This is a genomic window from Candidatus Omnitrophota bacterium (genome assembly GCA_040755155.1).
Taxonomy (GTDB): domain Bacteria; phylum Hinthialibacterota; class Hinthialibacteria; order Hinthialibacterales; family Hinthialibacteraceae; genus JBFMBP01.
The window spans coordinates 1-17,072 of sequence record JBFMBP010000012.1 but is presented as its reverse complement, the minus strand read 5'-3'; the positions used below and the strand labels follow the sequence as shown (position 1 = coordinate 17,072).

At 51.8% G+C, this 17,072-nt stretch carries 13 protein-coding genes and 1 tRNA gene; 2 read left to right on the top strand and 12 right to left on the bottom strand.

The features are described 5' to 3' along the window. Positions 1–98 precede the first annotated feature (98 nt). From AB1656_01265 to AB1656_01255, 3 genes are all read right to left on the bottom strand, one after another. Positions 99–1,256, bottom strand: a complete 1,158-nt coding sequence (locus AB1656_01265; GenBank protein MEW6233991.1) for a glycoside hydrolase family 172 protein — start codon at positions 1,254–1,256, stop codon at positions 99–101. A gap of 135 nt (positions 1,257–1,391) precedes the next feature. After that, entirely contained in the window at positions 1,392–1,619 is a 228-nt protein-coding gene (locus AB1656_01260) for a DUF2283 domain-containing protein (GenBank protein MEW6233990.1), read from the bottom strand. A gap of 282 nt (positions 1,620–1,901) precedes the next feature. After that, the gene (locus tag AB1656_01255) at positions 1,902–3,077 is read right to left on the bottom strand and encodes a hypothetical protein (GenBank protein ID MEW6233989.1); all 1,176 of its coding nucleotides are present in this window, start codon (positions 3,075–3,077) and stop codon (positions 1,902–1,904) included. Positions 3,078–3,164: 87 nt separating this feature from the next. On the opposite strand from AB1656_01255, the gene AB1656_01250 reads away from it, so the two are divergent. Beyond that, positions 3,165–5,396 carry a VIT domain-containing protein gene (locus tag AB1656_01250; GenBank protein MEW6233988.1) on the top strand — a complete coding sequence of 744 codons (2,232 nt, stop codon included), beginning with the start codon at positions 3,165–3,167 and terminating at the stop codon, positions 5,394–5,396. A 181-nt stretch (positions 5,397–5,577) separates the two neighbouring features. Here AB1656_01250 and AB1656_01245 read toward each other — a convergent pair. The 9 genes from AB1656_01245 to AB1656_01205 all read right to left on the bottom strand — a co-directional run bounded on the left by AB1656_01245 (position 5,578) and on the right by AB1656_01205 (position 16,562). Further along, positions 5,578–5,661: transfer RNA gene (locus tag AB1656_01245), tRNA-Leu, on the bottom strand. Positions 5,662–5,773: 112 nt separating this feature from the next. Then, a complete protein-coding gene (locus tag AB1656_01240) occupies positions 5,774–6,970 on the bottom strand; it encodes a D-alanine--D-alanine ligase family protein (protein ID MEW6233987.1) in 1,197 nt (398 codons plus the stop codon). 87 nt (positions 6,971–7,057) lie between these two features. Continuing rightward, entirely contained in the window at positions 7,058–8,791 is a 1,734-nt protein-coding gene (gene murF, locus AB1656_01235; GenBank protein ID MEW6233986.1) for a UDP-N-acetylmuramoyl-tripeptide--D-alanyl-D-alanine ligase, read from the bottom strand. After that, positions 8,788–9,591 carry an alpha/beta hydrolase gene (locus tag AB1656_01230; GenBank protein ID MEW6233985.1) on the bottom strand — a complete coding sequence of 268 codons (804 nt, stop codon included), beginning with the start codon at positions 9,589–9,591 and terminating at the stop codon, positions 8,788–8,790. Before AB1656_01230 ends, murF begins: the two co-directional genes overlap by 4 nt. 99 nt (positions 9,592–9,690) lie before the next feature. Next, a complete protein-coding gene (locus tag AB1656_01225; GenBank protein ID MEW6233984.1) occupies positions 9,691–12,576 on the bottom strand; it encodes a PQQ-binding-like beta-propeller repeat protein in 2,886 nt (961 codons plus the stop codon). A 269-nt stretch (positions 12,577–12,845) separates the two neighbouring features. Beyond that, on the bottom strand, positions 12,846–14,315 hold the full coding sequence (locus AB1656_01220; protein MEW6233983.1) for a PQQ-binding-like beta-propeller repeat protein: 1,470 nt from the start codon (positions 14,313–14,315) through the stop codon (positions 12,846–12,848). Between the two features lie 157 nt (positions 14,316–14,472). Beyond that, complete coding sequence (locus AB1656_01215; protein ID MEW6233982.1) at positions 14,473–14,925, bottom strand: CoA-binding protein; 453 nt, start codon at positions 14,923–14,925, stop codon at positions 14,473–14,475. A 171-nt stretch (positions 14,926–15,096) separates the two neighbouring features. Continuing rightward, a complete protein-coding gene (locus AB1656_01210; protein ID MEW6233981.1) occupies positions 15,097–16,086 on the bottom strand; it encodes a GTPase in 990 nt (329 codons plus the stop codon). 86 nt (positions 16,087–16,172) lie between these two features. Further along, complete coding sequence (locus AB1656_01205; GenBank protein MEW6233980.1) at positions 16,173–16,562, bottom strand: hypothetical protein; 390 nt, start codon at positions 16,560–16,562, stop codon at positions 16,173–16,175. 3 nt (positions 16,563–16,565) lie between these two features. On the opposite strand from AB1656_01205, the gene AB1656_01200 reads away from it, so the two are divergent. After that, positions 16,566–16,841 (top strand): hypothetical protein, encoded by a 276-nt coding sequence (locus AB1656_01200; protein MEW6233979.1) that lies wholly within the window; start codon positions 16,566–16,568, stop codon positions 16,839–16,841. Positions 16,842–17,072 lie beyond the last annotated feature (231 nt).

The window sequence follows — 17,072 nt, the reverse complement described above, 5'->3', positions numbered from 1 at the left end:
AAAAAGAGGGGGTGCGTGATTAGCCCCTTCGGTTTGCAATGGAAAAAACGAAGGGGCGGTCATGCGGCCGCCCCTTCTTGTCTTTCTTGAATGATTCTTTATTGAATCTCCAGATAATCCTTGTCCGGCAGGACGGGAAACTTGGCATGCGGTTCTTTTTGATACCAGAACGCCGTGGAGGAAATGTCGTCTTGCAGCGGCAGGTAGCGTCCGCCGGATCGCCAGCCCAAGGCTTGAATCGTTACTTTCAAGTCCTTCTCGAAACGGATGGGATCCGTAATATGCCAGCGGTAGAGGCCAAAGCGCTGCTGGGATTTATAAAGGCCGTCGGGGCGGATGACTTGCGCCAGGCCAGTGTAGGGAGTAGAAAATTCCTGATAGCGCCCGGAAGCTCTATTTTCGAAATTATAGGAGCCGCAGAAGTAATCTTCCGTGCCCGTTCCGCAGATCGTAGGGAACTTATCGTCTCCATCCAGGTAAAACTTGATCTCGCCTTCCCCCCACCAGCTGTTATTGTTGACGCCCCAGGCCAGGTAAGTCCCCACAAATTGGCCTTTGCCTTGAATCCCATCCAAAATCGTATAGACGTCCTTGTAGGGCAGGGGATTGATTCTCCGAAATTGGGCGTGGAAATAGGCGGCGTCTTCCGGGAGGCTTGTCAGGGCGTAATCGATTTGGTAGTAGAGTACCATATCGTTGACATCGATATTTTCCAAAGTGATCTTGCATTTTTTGCGGAAGGGCATCGTCCAGTAGCAATTAAAAGCGCTGCCGGGATTGACGCAGACCGCCAACGAACTGACCTGGGCGTATTCTCCCCAACCGCAAGCGAAGAAATCGCCGATGGGGCATTCCACCGATGGCTCTTTTTCGCCGTCCCAGTACATGCGCAGGATAGAAAAGCGCCAACTGCCCGTGGGAGTGAGCCAAATATGCTGAATGACTCCGGGACCGTCGATTTCCGCCATAGTAAAAGTCGTATTCGCTTTAATTTTCACGGACGGCGACACCTTCCAGCCTTGGCCTAAATCTCTGGAAGCGTTGGAACCCGTGCCTTCGGTCGCCATTCCGCCTTTTCCTTTTTCACCCGTAAAATTTTCCGGGCTGATGGATCGGGTTTTGGCGTCGGATAGGCGATATAGGTTGCCTATATCCGATCCAACGCCGTTGAATCCTCCATCCGCCGCCTGAACGGCCGCCGTCGCAGCGATCCATACGCCCACGGAAACTAACGCCATCAATACGCCTCGTCTCATGCTTCTTCTCCTTTTTCTCGTTATATTTTTAAGGATAAGGATAGCAAAACTTCCATTCGTTATTGCGAAGGAAAAAAAAGGGATTGTCAAGATAAGAAGAAATTTCTCATGATGTTTTTCTTTATAAATATGCTTCTAGATAGTTTTTCCCGTTTGCGCGATTTTTGCCTGAACGGATTCCATGATCGAATCCCTAATAAATCCGCTTGCGCTTAGGATTTCGATGCCAATCAATTCTCCAATGCCGTTCAATTCCGCTGTTATATTTGGACTAAGTTCAATGCTTCCTTCTTCCGGTTCGTCGGAAATCGACAAATGAAGAATATCTTCCTTCTCGAAATAAGTCATTTTTGTTTTATTCATAAATAAACCTTCCTGTTCTAATCCGAAAATTGATCTGTGAGCGCGTCGTTGCATGAATAGTTATCGGCGTAATGAAATTCTTATCCTCTTCGAAGGGAATTATAACTAATGTTGTATCATGTTGACCAATCGCGATTCGCCTTGTAGTCATTCTATCGAAGTAACGTTCCGTTGAAAACCTGACAATGCGTTCTATTTTTTCAAAATCAAATCCGCGCAAAACGGCTTTATATTTTAAATAATCCGTCCATTGAATAATCATACCTGAAATAACCTCTAAATCTATATTCCCTTTTCCAACGCTTTACATACCTCTAGCAGCTGTTCCATGCGTTTGGCGAAGGTATGGTTCTTGGCGATGATTTCGGCGGCGTAATTCACCCACTCTCGTCTTGAGAATTCGTCTTGCAGATATCCTAGCGCCGCTGCGGCCATCGCTTCCGGCGTTTCATAGGAAGGCGCCCAGGGGAAATCTGACAACCGAAAACGATCGGAGGGATCGTTGGCCCTCCAATCTATTGCGCTTGGCGAAATCGATGTAGCCAGCATGAATCCTCCCAGGCGGGGGATAAGAAAATCGCGCTGAGTCGGCGCCGAGAATCCTTGCAGGCTGCGCAGGTTGATGTTGATCGCCGCCGAATGGATCAAATGCGGATACTCCGTAAAAGGATCCAATTTTCCCTTGAAACAAGATTCCAACGCCGTCCCTTGTATCGCGGGCTTCCAGGCTTCGTTTCCGTAAAGCCGCAGTCCAAAAGGCGCCAGGGCATTGAGAAAACGCAAGCGAGCGAGGCGGTTGGCTTCCGTATAGAGATAATAGGCCAAGGGGCCGGAAAACGAGACGCGCTTGCCCTCGGTGATGGGATCGCGTTCCAGCAGATCGGGGAAGGACGCCGCTGGTTCCAGGGCTTTGCGGCGCGCAATGCGGTCTAGATAAGCCGCCATGTCTGGGGCCATGCGCGCTCGCATTCCGTCCAGGCTCAGCGCCGCTCCGACATAGGCGATAGGGACCGCGTGTGGCGGCAACGTTTGAAAATCGTTTTGCATGGGAGCGGCGACGGGGAGAAAATAAATTTTTTCCGCGCCTCGCGCGCGGGCGCCTTCAATAAATCCCGGATCGGCGGCGAGTACGATTTCATCGGGAGAATAGCGCTCATCCCCCATCATATAAGGATCGTCGAAAATCCAAACCAGAGTGGGGCAGGGCGGTTCGTTTAATCCGATTTGAGAGTAGAAGAGAGAGGCGGGATGATTGGCTAACAAAACGGCGTCTGGCCGAAAACGCAGCAGGTCTTCCCGCAATTGGACGGCGGCGTTGGGAGCGGAGGGATCGAAGGGAAAAAGCCGCGCTTCTTTGCCGATAGCGCGCAGACCTTCCGCCGCGCCCCGCAATATCGCCCGCGCTCCATAAGAACGAGGATCGTCGAATAGCCAAAACCGCTTCAGGTTCAATCTCATCGCATCCTATAGGAAATTCTTTAAAACTATTTCATCGTCCAAACGTTTCTATCATTGATAACTTATAACATATCGGGGGAAGATATCATGAAAAAACATTGGATTTTTCTTTTCAACTCCATATTCTTCGTCAGTATATTCGCTTCGGCGGGGTGGACGCAGGGGTTGATCGTTCCTCCGCCTTCCAGCGGCGAGCGATGGGGGTTGTCGCTGCCCATCGCCAAGTATGACGTCCGCGCTTCCATCCAGAACCAGGCCGCCGTCACCAAGATCGAACAGGAATTTTCCAATCCCTACGACCGGCAGGTGGAAGGAACTTACTTGTTCGCTTTGCCGCCCGGCGCTCATATCTCCAAATTCGCCATGGAAGTGGACGGCGAGCCGGTGGAGGCGGAATTGCTGGACAAGGATAAGGCGATTAGCATTTACGAATCCATCGTACGCAAAAGCATGGATCCCGGCATCCTATACTATAACGGAAGAGACCTGATCCGCGCCCGCGTTTTTCCCATCGAAGCCAAGAAGAGCAAAACCATACGCTTACAATACGAAGAAATTCTGCCTTACGACGGGGGCGTAAGCCGTTACTGTTGCGCCTTGGCGGCGCAGCCATTATGCAAAAAGCCGGTCGAGTTCTTGAAAATCAAACTCGATCTCAAGGCGGAAGAACCGATCCGCAATATCTTTTCCCCCAGCCATGATATCAAAGTCGATCGCGAGGATCAATTTCACGCCAAGATCCAATTCAGCGACGAAAACGCCGCGCTGGATAACGATTTCGTCCTTGTCTATAGCGTTTCCAAAAATTCCATCGGCATGAACCTGGCTTCCTATAAAGAAAAAGCGGAAGACGGATTCTTTCTGCTTTTGGCCGCGCCTTCCGTGGCGGAGAAAAAAGAAGTCAATCCCAAAAATATCATTTTCGTGCTGGATAAATCGGGCAGCATGAAGAGCGACAGGAAAATCGATCAGGCCAAGGAGGCGTTGGAGTTCTGTCTTCGCAGCCTCAACCGTGAGGACCGCTTCGCGCTGGTGGTTTTCAGCGATGAAATCGAGACGCTGACCGATGCGTTGACTCCCTTCGACGAAGATCGAGTCGACGATTATTGTTCCAAGATCAAGCAGATCGAAGCCGGGGGCGGCACCAACATCGACGGGGCGTTGAAAAAGGCGTTGAGCCTGGCCGAGAAAAGCGAGCGCCCGACGTATATCCTTTTTTTGACCGACGGCTTGCCTACGGCGGGCGAGAAAGACCCCGCGAAAATTCTGTCCCATCTTGAGGATTGGAACGAGGCCAAATGCCGCTTCTTCACCTTCGGCGTCGGCTACAATGTCAATACTTTTCTGCTGGATCAAATCGCGCAGAATAATAAAGGGCTGGCGACGTACGTTAAGCCGAATGAAGATATCGAAACCTATGTCTCCTCCATGTACAACAAAATCGCCGAACCGGTTCTGTCCGATCTCGAACTCGATTTTGGCGACATACATGTTTCCAAGATGTATCCCAAGGAACTGCCCGACATCTTCAGCGGTTCGCAATTGGTTCTTTTAGGACGTTACGATGAGGGCGGCTCGGAGAAAGTAACGCTGTCCGGCAAGGCGTCGGGGCAGCGGCGGACGTTCAGCGAGGAATTTACGTTCACGCAATCCAACGACGAACTGGATTACATTCCCCGCTTGTGGGCGGCGCGCAGAATCGGCTATTTGATGGATGAAATCCGCCTTCGCGGCGAGAACAAGGAACTGACGGAGGAGATAATCCATCTCAGCCAGAAATACGGCATCCTCACGGAATACACGTCGTTTCTCGTGAAAGAAGCGCCCATCGCCGCCGTACCCATGCGTCTGGTGGAACGGGAGCAATTGCGCCAACGCGCTAGTTCCCAGACGGTGGAGAGTTTATCCTTGGGATTCGGCATGGCGGAGGGCCGGCAGGCGGTTTCCAATTCGGCCATGCTGCAGGATCAATTCAAGAATGCGTCTTCGCTTTCTTCGCAGAACCGAGTCTATTCCTATTACGAGGAATCAGGCAAAAAGCAGGCTGAGTCCATCCAGGGCGTACGCTACGCCGCCAACCAGGCGTTCTTCAACCGGGGAAGCGCCTGGATATCCACCCAATTCGACGCCAACCGCGAAATGATCCAGGTCAAGCCGTATAGCAAGGCCTATTTTCAACTGGCCAACGTTGCGCCCGCCGTTTCTCAGGCGCTGGCGCTAGGAACTGAGGTTTCCTTCGTGCGCAACGGCATGATGATCCAGATCGATGAGAAAGGTATTGAAGAACTGACGGAGGATCAGCTAACCCGCCTGCGTTGATTCAAAAAAGGCGAATAATTTTGGTGGGGCAGGCTGCAAGCAAAACGCATCCCGCCCCAATTTTCTTCATTCGTCATTCATTAGCAGTAATCAATAAACCATCGCCATCCGCGATTTGTTCTATCGTTTTTGAATGGAAACAAGGAAGGGAAATGTTATTGAAGAGCGGTTAGAAAGGAAATGCCGGAGGCGGGACTCGAACCCGCACGTCCCGGAGGACACTAGGTCCTGAACCTAGCGAGTCTACCAATTCCACCACTCCGGCATGATCGAAAGGCGATTTTGTACTATGTTTCCCCTGCTGGGGGATCGCTTGCGGTGTTAAATTTTAGTAAGATTTTCCAGGAATTCAAGCCGCAAGCCGTTAATATCGCGGATTAGGTTTCCTTGAAAATTCGGCGCGCCGTCTGACGTCGGATTTTCTGTTTCGCCTTCTTCTCCTCCTGCGCCAGGCGCACCAGTTCCGCCAACAATTCCGTAAACGTTATTTTGGGTTTGGCTCCTTCCCAGAGGTAATAGGAAAAGGAACCGGGCAGGGGATTGATTTCGTTCAAGTAGAGTCTTCCGTTCTTTTTGTTGACGAGAAAATCGATGCGGATTACTCCCCGGCAATCCAAACCGTTAAATGCCTGCACGGCGAATTTCCTTACTTGATCTTTGATGGCGGCTGGAACATCGGCGGGATCGAGGTCGCGCGGCAATGACGCCATTCCCTGGCTGGTGGAAGAGGCTGTCAGTTTTTTATTTCCCTTCATATATTTCTGTTCGAACGTTAGAACGGGGGCGTCGCGTCCCGGACGTTCGATGGCGGAGAGGCGGGGAGGATCGCCTTCCAGGACGGAGATGTTGAGTTCGTACATATCGTCCAGAAACGGTTCGACCAGTACTTGGCTGTCGAAAGCGAAGGCGCCCGCGAGGGAAATCATCAATTGTTCTTCATCTACCGCTGAGGAAACTCCGATGCTGGAGCCAAGATTGTTGGGCTTGACGATAAGAGGAAAGGGTAAATTTTTAAGGACTTCCTTGACAGTAACATCCGCCTTGGCGGGGTCCCATTCCCGTTGGTGAATCATCACGCCGGGAAGGACGGAGATGCCGAAGGTGGAGAGGATCTTTTTGGCGGCGTGCTTATTCATGGCGATGGCGGAGGCTCTGGTTCCGCTGCCCACATAATCGGCGCCGATCAATTCAAAAAAGCCCTGAATGCAGCCGTCTTCGCCGAAAGAGCCGTGAAACGCCGGAAAGAAGACGTCGACGGGGAAGCGCTTCGGTTCGCGTTTGGAAAGCCAGCCTTTCGGCGCAGCGGCTTCGATCAGCTCGGATTGCGGATCGCTGGAGAGGCGAACCTGGCATAATTTATTTTTCAATTCTTGGGAAGGTATATAAATTTCCCTCTTGCGCAACTCGTCTCCCGTATACCAAAATCCTTCGGAATCGACATAGATGGGAATGGTTTCGAAGCGAACGGAATCGAACGCGTCCAATACTTGCAAGCCGGTGATGATGCTGATTTCATGTTCGGTGGAACGTCCGCCGAACAAGACGGCTACGCGCGTCTTTTCCTGTTGGGTCATGATCGTATACCTGTCCTCTTTTGAAGAATGACGGCGCGGCGAAATGGCTGCCGTCCGCTTTGATCCCCGCTGGATCGATTGGCGAATCTACATGAGCGTGAAGGCCGTTTGCGCTTCCAGCAGGTCGGGGAGGTCGTTTTCGAAGAGAACGGCGTCTCCCGGTTTGAGGTAATGCCGCAGCCATTCTCTAGCTTGCTGCAATGTTTCGAATTCAAATAGATTTTCGCTTGGAAATCTGTTTTGCAAAAGGCCTAAACGAAGCGGGGCGGTTCGATGCGGCGCCACTAGGGCGACGGCGTTGCAGACTTGGGCGGCAAGGACGGCAATTTTGCGATGTTCTTCCTCATGCTTGCTTCCCAATTCCGCCATGCCCGGCGTTACGAGTATCTTCCGGTTGGCGGATAAGGCGCGCAGCGTCTCCAAGGCGTTTTGGAAGCCGATGGGATTGGAATTATAGGCGTCGTCAATAGTCGTGATTCCGTCGCCGCCCCGTTGTACGACGAGGCGATGGGGGATCGGAGGTATCGTGTTCAGGGCGGCGGCGGCGGTCAACGGGGGAACGCCCAGGCTCGCTGCCGCGAGGAATGCTCCCGCCGCATTCAGCGCCTGGTGTTGGCCGTGTATGGGAATGAGGAATTTATAGGTTTTTCCTTCGTACTCCAAGCGGCCGGACGTTCCTTCATCCTTAATTTCCACATTCGCCAAGCGGCAATGAAGTAGGCCGAAGCTATCTTCTTTTCCGTAATAATAGACTTTCGTCTGGAGTCCTTCCCCCATGCGGCGGCATTGGAGATCGTCGCCATTGAGAATGGCGGCGCCGTCCGGCGGCAAGGCGCGCGGCAATTCCGATTTCGCTAAAGCGACATTTTCCAAAGATTGAAATCGCTCCCAATGCGCCAGCCCCACCGCTGTAACCATCGCAGCGTCCGGTGGCGTAAGGCCGCAGAGTTTTTGGATCGATCCTACGCCATAAGCCCCCATCTCCACGATGAAATAGCGATGCTCTTCTCGCAGCCGCTCGCGGATGATGCGGGTGATGCCCATAAGTGTATTGACGCTGCCCGGCGTGGCTAGGACGGGTTCATGAGCGGCGAGGATATGCGCCAGAATATGCTTGGCGGAGGTTTTGCCGTAACTGCCGGTGATGCCGATAATCTTAGGTTGGAATTTTTTGAGAATCGCCTTCGCCTCATTGAGATAATGCCGTTGGATCCTTGCTTCGTAAGGCGATAAAACCAGATTGGCGAGCATGAGAAAAAACGGAATGATGGTCAGAAAAAGAACGAGGCAAAGGAAATAAGTGATGATTTGACAGGTAAGAAAATGTACAGGATTGTGAGCTGAGTTCAAATTCATAATTATGGTTAGAACTTGCATTGCCATTGAGTTGGCAAGGGCGAAGATGGCGAGTTGCAGCGCCAGGCTGACGCCGAAGATACGTTTGGCGCGCGCCGTCATGACTAGCGGCTTTTTGGATTTACGCAAACGATTGCTCCAAGCCAATAGCGCCAGTGCGGCGAATATGACAAGAAGCGCTATGAAATAGTAATCGCTTCTTCGTTGAGAATAGGAGCGCGGCGCCGTAATAAAGATGGTAATTCCTAGCAGCAACGACGCTAGGGTTGTTCGTTTTTCGAAGGAAAGGGTTTTGATCCACCAGCGGGGAAAGCGCTTATTATCGTATTCTTCCTGCTGAAAGAACTGCAAAAAGCAGAGAGTGATCGGCCAGGCTGTAACAAGATAAAAAGCGCAAAAAAGGAAAGGATATATCTCAATAAGTGTTTTAATATTCCAATATGGACCTAAGTTGTCGTTCATCATTCTTGGATTTCCTTCAAAAATCCCCGCATTTGATGGCCGGTCTGATGACGGCCCCGGTCGAGGATGGAAAAATGGTCGAACTCCGGCAATTCAATGCAGCGGGAGTTGGGAAGCAACGCATTCATTTTCTTCCCAATCGATGGCGGCGTCTCTTCGTCGTTCTCTCCATAGATCAACAGCGTTGGAATTTGGATGCCGGGAAGTAAGCTGGCAAGGTCTTCGTTAACGACTTTAACGAAGATGCTGCGCATTTCTCCCGCGTTGAGATAATCCCGCGAGGCGATGCGTTGATAGAGCGAATCCTTTAGTTTTATCCCCATGCTTCCCGGCAGCAATCGTTGCGCCAACCGCGCCGCGGCGCGGATCGTTTTGACGCGGATTTTGCGCCGGAAGGGAACGTCCCGCTTTAAGCCCGCCGCTCCGATTAAGACCATGCCTCGCAGAACATCGGGATGTTTGCGCGCTAGCCGCAGCGCCGCCCGCGCCCCAAAAGAATGGCCGATCAGCATAGGCTTCTCCAGGCGGTATTGTTTAATTAACCGATATACCAAATCGCCGTATTCTTCCGTACCCCAAACGGCTTCAGGACGCGGCGATTCGCCGAAGCCGGGAAAATCGATGGCAATATGCCGCCCCTGATCGGATAGATTTTCTATCAGCGGATAAAAGATGGAATGATCGCAGCCCCAGCCGTGCAGGTATAATAGCGGCATCCCCTCGCCCCAATCGAAATACCGCAAACGCTGCGAATGGGATTGGCAATCGATATCGATAAATTTTATATGACGTGAAAAATCCATAATTGAAAAAGCAAGTTCCCTTTACCCTGTTATTAATTCATTATAAGCCATAAAAGCGGGCTGCGCTTCGCTTTGATCTCTCCCTACAAAGTTTTCTTTCTATCGCGGCAGAAAGGCCAAAGAGGTTTGCAGGGAATATTCGCACGTGCAGCCCGAACTGGATTCGGGGATCAAAACCAGGCCGCCGACGGGGATGGTATTGATGAAGCATCCCGGCCGCGTGATATCGCATAAAGGATTGGACGAAGGCCGCAGCGAGCCGTATTCGTAATAGGATGGATTGCCGTCGCGGGCGAACAAGAATCTCGTCGAAGCGGAATAGGTTCCGCATCTTCCGCCTAGATTCAACGTAAATTTTTCGCGGGCGCCGGTTTGCAGATTGTAAAAATAGGGCCGCGAGAAAACGTTGCCGTTCAAGATGACGGGATGCTGCCATTGTTCGCCGTGCGAACCGCCGGGATCGCTGCCGGAATCGTAATCGTCCTTCCATTTCGGCTGACCCGAATCCGCCGCGTAAGCGTATACGGCGTAACGGCAATTTCCCGCCAGATTATAGGAGCCGACGGCGACGACGGTTTGATTGGAGTAACTCAGATACATCATTTCCGTAAAGGGCAAATTGACTTGCCGCTCCCAGATTTTTTCTCCCGTTTTCAGATCGAGCGACGTCAGATAAGTATTGTTACCCGCCGTGAAATTGCCTACCCAACGCCGGCCAGGCTTTTCCCAAACGCCTTTGGAAGCGGGCAGGCTGCGGTTTTCCGCGAAATAGACGCAGCCGTCTCCGGCGGCGATCGAGCTTTCCAGTATTGCGCCTTGGTTGTAAGTCCATAACAATTCGCCCGTTTGACGGTTGCGGGAGAAGATAAAGTCGCTAATCATGCAGGCGCGTCCGTCTTCTTCCAGTTCGTTGCAATTGCCATTGTATGAATATTCGTAAAAAGGCGTTCCTTTTTTGTGCGCGGTACCCACGATTTGGTCGTCGATGCAGGAGAGATATCCCCATTCTAAAGTTTCGTTTTTATTCAATTGCGGAACTTCGAGGCTGAACGCCGGGAGACCGTTGGTTGCGCTAATGGCATGGCAACGATCTCTTTGGGCGATATATACATATCCATCGGCGGCCGCCATTTGAGCGCTGCCTTTGAAGGCCCCCATGCGGCGCGAACCGGGAACGCCCAAGTCCCACAAGCGCGTTCCGTTGTAAGCATCAATCGCGATGATGCGGTCGTCCGCCGGGATGAAGACGCGTCCATTTTTGTAAAGCGGGGACATGGGGCGGCTGTGGCGATTGACAATCAAGCGCGGTCCAGGACGGCCATACCACAAAACATTCATAGGAGCTTGGACGACTTGATCGGAACTGCAAGCGGAATTGCCCGGCTCGGCGTAATAGTGCGTCCACTCGCCCGTTCCCGGCAACGGCTCTCTCGTTTTCTTGAACCATAATCCCTCATCGTCATTACACGCTAGAAATCCCTTAATGCTACCCGAAGCCAGCCAATTTTCCCAAGCGGAACGATCGTCGGCGGAGCCGTATTTCGTCTGCCCCAGATAGAGAACTCCGCCGCAAGGCCGAAGAATCCGCAATGTTTCCGAAGCCGATCCAACAGGTTTCCCCGTCAGCAAAAATCGGTCGGATACGATAAGATTGGCGAAATAATTCCCATACGGCAGTTCCGTCAAATTTCCCTGCTGCACGGATATCCTGTCGCCATATACGCCCGCCGCGCGCAGGCATTTGCGGGCATAGGCGATCTTCTCCGCATCCTCTTCCACGCCGACAATTTTTAGATGCGTGCGCTTGGCGATTTCATAGGCCAAGCGCCCTTTATCGAATCCCAGCACCAAGCAGAATCCTTTGTCAATGCCGGTTTCTTTAACGATTTTTTCCGCCGCTGTCTCATAGAAGCCGGTCAATGAGTCTTCGGGATAAGGGGATGCGATGGATGGGAAGTCTCCAGCGCCGCCATCGTAAGTGGAATCGAAATGGAATGTTTCTCCAAAGGCTTCCGTTCCGTCTAGTTTGGTTTTGATGGCGAAGGAATAGATCGATTCTGGATGTAATTCGTTCAATGTCAGTTGGTGCTTGATTTTCGGCGCCGCATCCTCGGCTCGCCGAGTAGTTTGTCCATTGCTGAATTCGATGATGGAAGGGCTGAGTTCCATGGTTTCCCATATCACTTGCGCCGATTGCTCATCGATGAAATGCACCAGCGGCCCATTGGCTAAGATGGGCGGGGGCGTTGGCGTCGGCGTAGGAACCAGAGTCGGGGCGGGCGTAGGAGGGGGAGCTTGATCCGAGACTTTTACGTTATCGATGGCCCAATACCAATTGTTTCCTGCGTTGAAAATTTTCCACTTAATGACCATCGCGCCATCGTTCGTGGGAGCGGGGATGGTCAGGACGAGGAGCTGGTTTTCACGATCCTCTCCTTGGTTGTTGGAATCGGGGCCGCTGTGATAATGCAGCAATACGATGTCGGGTTTGCCATCGAAGGAGACGAGAACCTGCGCCTCTTGCGGTTTTTCCTGCCGATAGTGGGAATCGAAATAAAGGAATAATGGCTTATTGGCGATGACGGGAATTGGAGGCGATATTAGGACGCTTTCGAACGAACCGGACGCGCTGGGTTTGTTGCGGTCGTCCCATTCGTCGGGATCGGCGATGGCGAAGACGCCGCCGCTTAACGTGAAATTCGCGCGATCTTGCGCATCGGCGCCGGTCCAAAAGTCCATCGTGGCGAAACTCCACCCATGCCATTCCATCATCCCTTTCTGGAAGGGCATTTTCGAATTATCGACGCTCCATCCCGCCGGGGGCGTATGCGTCCAGCCGAGAATTGACGGATCGATGAATTCGTTCGCGGCGGGCTGAAGGTTGGCGGATAATTCATCGAAATTTTCATTCAGAAGATCATGCTCCGAATAGGCGGAATTAAGAAAGACGAAAAAGAGCGCTATGGTTAACGATGCAATTTTCATTTATCCTTCTCCAAAGTCATAATAACGAAGTTATCATTTTTTCGATTGGCGGGATTGAAATAACTCAAGGGCAAAAACGACTTTGCCCTTGCCATCCGGCGGATTTCACGGATGATTTTGGTTGCCGCAAAGAATTCTTTTTTCGGCGTTATTCCTTATTCGATGGGTCAAAAAACGCGACCCATCCTGCTTTTCTGATATGGTTAGACTTGTAACTCTTCACTCTGATCCCCCCCAAAAAAGCGAGAGATGGAAATGCGCAAAATGAGTTAATAATAAATCCAATGCGAAACGCCGGCGCCTGAACTGAAGCGATGAATGGTTCCCTGATCGGTGCTGACAAAGAGGCTGCCATTGGCGGCGGCCAAACCGTAAGCGCGCCCGGTTACTGCGCTTTTCCATAGCAATTCCCCGTTCGTCATGCTATACGCGGCGGCTTCGTTGTCGCCGCCCGCGAAAAGAAGATTCCCCGCCGCGATCAGCGAATAGGGATGGGCGCACATCGCCGACCACAAAACCGCCGCCTGCTTCGCTTGAACGCACTTTTCCATCTCGCTCTGCAAAGTTGTAAGTTCGTCCAACAGCGACGGGGATTTTTCCGAGCGCGTTTGGACGTCCATTTGCTTTATTTGCTTGCGAATCTCTTCGCTGCGCCGCCGCATCTCCGCTTCTCTCGTGGAAGCGGAGAAATAGGCTTCGCGGTCGATGGCGGTTAGCCGACTGTCCGTGTGGAGGAAAGAGATTTTGTCCGTAACGATCACATGATTTCCCTGAAAGGAAGCGACGTTGGCGCGAGTATCAGTATCGTACGTATTGAGCCAATCCGATCCCGCTTCCGTATATCCCGGCCCGGATACGATCTTGTCGTCCACAATCAGCGCATAGGTTCCTCCCGAACGTCCGTTGCTGTAGGAGCCGATTTTTCTGCCGTCCGTGGAACTAAAAACGATCGGATTCGTATTTCCCGTAGGTACGAAAAGATTATCCAGCGTACTTAGGAGATACCCTTGCGGCGAGTCCGATAACGTTTTTTCCCAAATCTTCGATCCGTTATCGGGATTGAGAGCGCAGAGATAAACTCCCTCCAGCGGAAAGATGCCCGCGCAGAAATAGACGGCGCCATTTTGGATCAAAACGGAGGTGCGAATTGGACAAACCGAAATCATGCGCCCATTCCCAATGATCCGCTTGTTTTGGGGATAGGGCTTATATTTCCAAATTAAATCCCCCGTCTGGGCGTTCAGGCAGTAGGCGTAGCCGTCGTCGGAGCCGAAATAGGCTTTCCCCTCGTAAAGGCTGGGAGCGAAGCGTACTGGTCCTTCCGTGAAAAAGACCCAACGCTCCTCGCCGGAATTCATGTCGCGGCAGCTGACAATGTCGTCGGAAGAAGAACCGAAAAAGATCGAATCGCTGACGGCGCTGATATAGTTCGCCTGATCGAAGAGCGACCTTGGCCTCAAATTCTTGAAAAAATGCCAATAGTCGTTGGGAGCGGGGCTTCCTTCCCATGCGGCGCGCGGTTTTTGCCGGGGCGCTAACGTCCATTGGGCGTTAAGCGGCAACGTCAGCTTTTCCGACGTAACTCCCGAACGCTGGTTATCGTGCTGGTATGTCGGCCAATCTTCCGCATCGGCGAAGTAACCGGGAATGGAAACGATTGTCAACAAAAAGATAAAAACGAAATAACGACAAACCAGCGGCGGACGATACTCTTTACGTGATGATTTCCGATACCGCATGGAACAACCTCCTAGTAGGTTCAGTTAATATTTTGCCGTGTTAGCACCCGAAGGAAACGATTCTCTTGTTCGTGGACATCGCACTATAGCATAGCATATTTGCCTATGCGAATTCGATAAAGAATGGGAAGGCGGCGTAACAATAATTTAACCGAATCTATTTAGGCAGTTTGCCCAGCCATTTCCAAATCAGGCGATGAAGGCGATGCGGCCATCCCGCCGGTTCGGCGAACATCAAGATGCACTCGCCATGCACAACGCTGATTCCCTTTTCTTCGCAGAAACGGATGGCTTCCGGCGATTCCGCGCCCTGTTGCATCCAAAGGCGCGCGATGCCCGCTTCATGCGCGTCGCGAACGATCTTTTCCGTTTGCGGCGGCGGAGTGACGATCACGGCGGCGTCGACTTTTTCCGGCAAGGCCAGAAGACTCTCATAACAGGGATTTCCATCGATGGTTTTCGCATGGGGATTTACGGGGAATACGTTATAGCCCTTCGATAGAAGGTTTTTATAAACGACATAGCCGAATTTTCGTTTCTTCTGGGAGACGCCCGCTACCGCGAATCGCTTTTGCTGGAGAAATTCTTCTACGGTGGATCGTTTTGTCATATTGTTTTATCCTATGAGCCTCTTGTAAAACTCCATAATTCCTCCCCCATGCTTGGGGGAGGTCAGGAGGGGATTGCTTTAAGTCTAGCATAATCACCCCCCCTCTAACTCCCCCCAATCTTGGGGGGAGAATTTAAAAGCGGATTTTATTAATTTTGTAAGAGCCTCCCATTACATGGATAATTCGACAATGTCGCCGTCCTGGAGAACATGATCGCGCTGGACGATCTGACCATCGAATTTGGCGCTGCCCCAAATGCGCGCCGATTTCAAATGCGCCGCGAAATCCTTATGCACCAAGCCCGCGAATCCCATCACATCGCAGCCTGCCGGGGCGGTGAAGGGCGCGTCCAAATCCGGCGGTTTGCCGGGATGCTTGGAATAAACGCGGATGATATGAAGCAGATCGAAAATGTCTTTCGCTAAGCCGTCCAGGTTGATTTTTCGTTTGGCGGAAATAGAACGCGCAGGCAAGGAACTCTCGATCAATTCCGCCGCCAACTCCGCCAATTCGCCGTCCGGATCGAGGTCGCATTTATTGAAAATCAGCAGGCTGCGGATATCCGATGTTCCTCCCGTCTCTTCCGTTTCTCGCTCTACCTCCGGCGGGATCAAGCGAATTTTCTTTTGCTGGAGAATTTCCGTTGTCTCTTGATAATCCTGCGCTGGATCCGCTGCGCCCAAGTCGAGCATCAACAATGCGCCATCCGCGCCGCGTATGTTGTCGAAGACGAAACTCTCGCAATGCTCTTTGGATATGGGAGGAAGATCGAGCAGTTGAATTTGAATGTCCAGATAATGCAGCATTCCCGGAATGGGTTCGCGGGTGGAAAAAGGATAATCGGCGATAACCGGTTCGGCTCGGCTAAGCGCGGCGAGGAGGGAGGATTTGCCGCTGTTGGGCGGGCCGATCAGCGCGATTTGGCCCGCGCCTTCCGGCTTTATGCGATAGGAGGGGCCTTTTTTCTTGCTGTGCGATTCTAGGCGTTCCTTCAGTTGGGCGATGCGGCGCTTGATATCGGCCTGCATCTTCTCGGTTCCCTTGTGTTTGGGAATCGTGGAGAGCATCCGCTGAAGGCATAACAGCTTGTCCTCCGGCGTTTTGGCGGCTTTGTATTCTTTTTCCGCGTTGTTGAACTCGGGAGAGAGATTGGCGGGCAATGTTCTTCCTCCACGGCGTCAGCCTTGCAGGGGAATCCCTTTTATGGAATCTCTATCGAAACCAGCGCTGGATTTCAGCGGATGGTTCAAGAGAACTTACGGATTTGAATCGGCTTCTTTCCTGCGGGGGCAGGAGCAAATATGTTTTCCTTTTTTAATCCTAACTCTATCGCCATTTTCACGCAATAATCCAACTTCTCCACATCCAGGCCGTGGATGTTGGTGCCGAACGAGAATAACGCCCCCGCAGTTTTCGCCATTTTGAGAAAAGTTGGGCTGGGCAGATTATAGGCGGAATTGATCTCGATGGCCGGATGGTATTTCACGGCGGCGGCGATGATCTTTTCCATGTGCTTTTCCGTCCATAAAACGTCAAATTCCACCCGGATGCATTCGGGGAGAAATAACGGATTGGCGAGGATGTCCAATGGCTCTTGCGCGATGACTTGGATGTTAAAATCGGGTTGGGGTTTCATTATGTGGGCGCGTTGACCCCTGCGCATCTTCGCGCGCTGATTCACGAGGCCAAACGGCGATTCGAACCGATCGAGATCAACGGCGAATCGCTTTCCGTCTTTCGGGACCGGCGCGAGATATGGGGAGAACTCCGAACGCTGGTGGCGTATGTGTCCGCTCAACTCGAAAAAATGTCCACACAGGAGACCACGCTGATGGACGCGCTTGGAATCCAATTAACGCACTTAGAACGCCCGCAATTTCAGGGCGTTAGCGTATACGCCTCGGAGACTGTTTAACTATCTCATTTCACTTGAATTGAATGAAAACCATTATCGCTTCTATAATAAACTCACGCTAGGCGTTCTCCTTTGCCGGGCTTGACATCGCGGTCAAGGCTTGCCCATCCTGCAACGTTCGCTCGCTGGCTTCCAAAAACTTGGTCGAAGCCAAGAGGTTGCAGTTACGCAGGAGATGATTGATATCTTTTCGCAATAGGAAGACGAATGATGAATTGTTTATGTATTTGA

Coding starts and splice junctions, on each gene's coding strand:
- AB1656_01265 (MEW6233991.1), bottom strand. CDS start 1,256: ATGAGACGAGGCGTATTGATGGCGTTAGTTTCCGTGGGCGTATGGATC.
- AB1656_01260 (MEW6233990.1), bottom strand. CDS start 1,619: ATGAATAAAACAAAAATGACTTATTTCGAGAAGGAAGATATTCTTCAT.
- AB1656_01255 (MEW6233989.1), bottom strand. CDS start 3,077: ATGAGATTGAACCTGAAGCGGTTTTGGCTATTCGACGATCCTCGTTCT.
- AB1656_01250 (MEW6233988.1), top strand. CDS start 3,165: ATGAAAAAACATTGGATTTTTCTTTTCAACTCCATATTCTTCGTCAGT.
- AB1656_01240 (MEW6233987.1), bottom strand. CDS start 6,970: ATGACCCAACAGGAAAAGACGCGCGTAGCCGTCTTGTTCGGCGGACGT.
- murF (MEW6233986.1), bottom strand. CDS start 8,791: ATGATGAACGACAACTTAGGTCCATATTGGAATATTAAAACACTTATT.
- AB1656_01230 (MEW6233985.1), bottom strand. CDS start 9,591: ATGGATTTTTCACGTCATATAAAATTTATCGATATCGATTGCCAATCC.
- AB1656_01225 (MEW6233984.1), bottom strand. CDS start 12,576: ATGAAAATTGCATCGTTAACCATAGCGCTCTTTTTCGTCTTTCTTAAT.
- AB1656_01220 (MEW6233983.1), bottom strand. CDS start 14,315: ATGCGGTATCGGAAATCATCACGTAAAGAGTATCGTCCGCCGCTGGTT.
- AB1656_01215 (MEW6233982.1), bottom strand. CDS start 14,925: ATGACAAAACGATCCACCGTAGAAGAATTTCTCCAGCAAAAGCGATTC.
- AB1656_01205 (MEW6233980.1), bottom strand. CDS start 16,562: ATGAAACCCCAACCCGATTTTAACATCCAAGTCATCGCGCAAGAGCCA.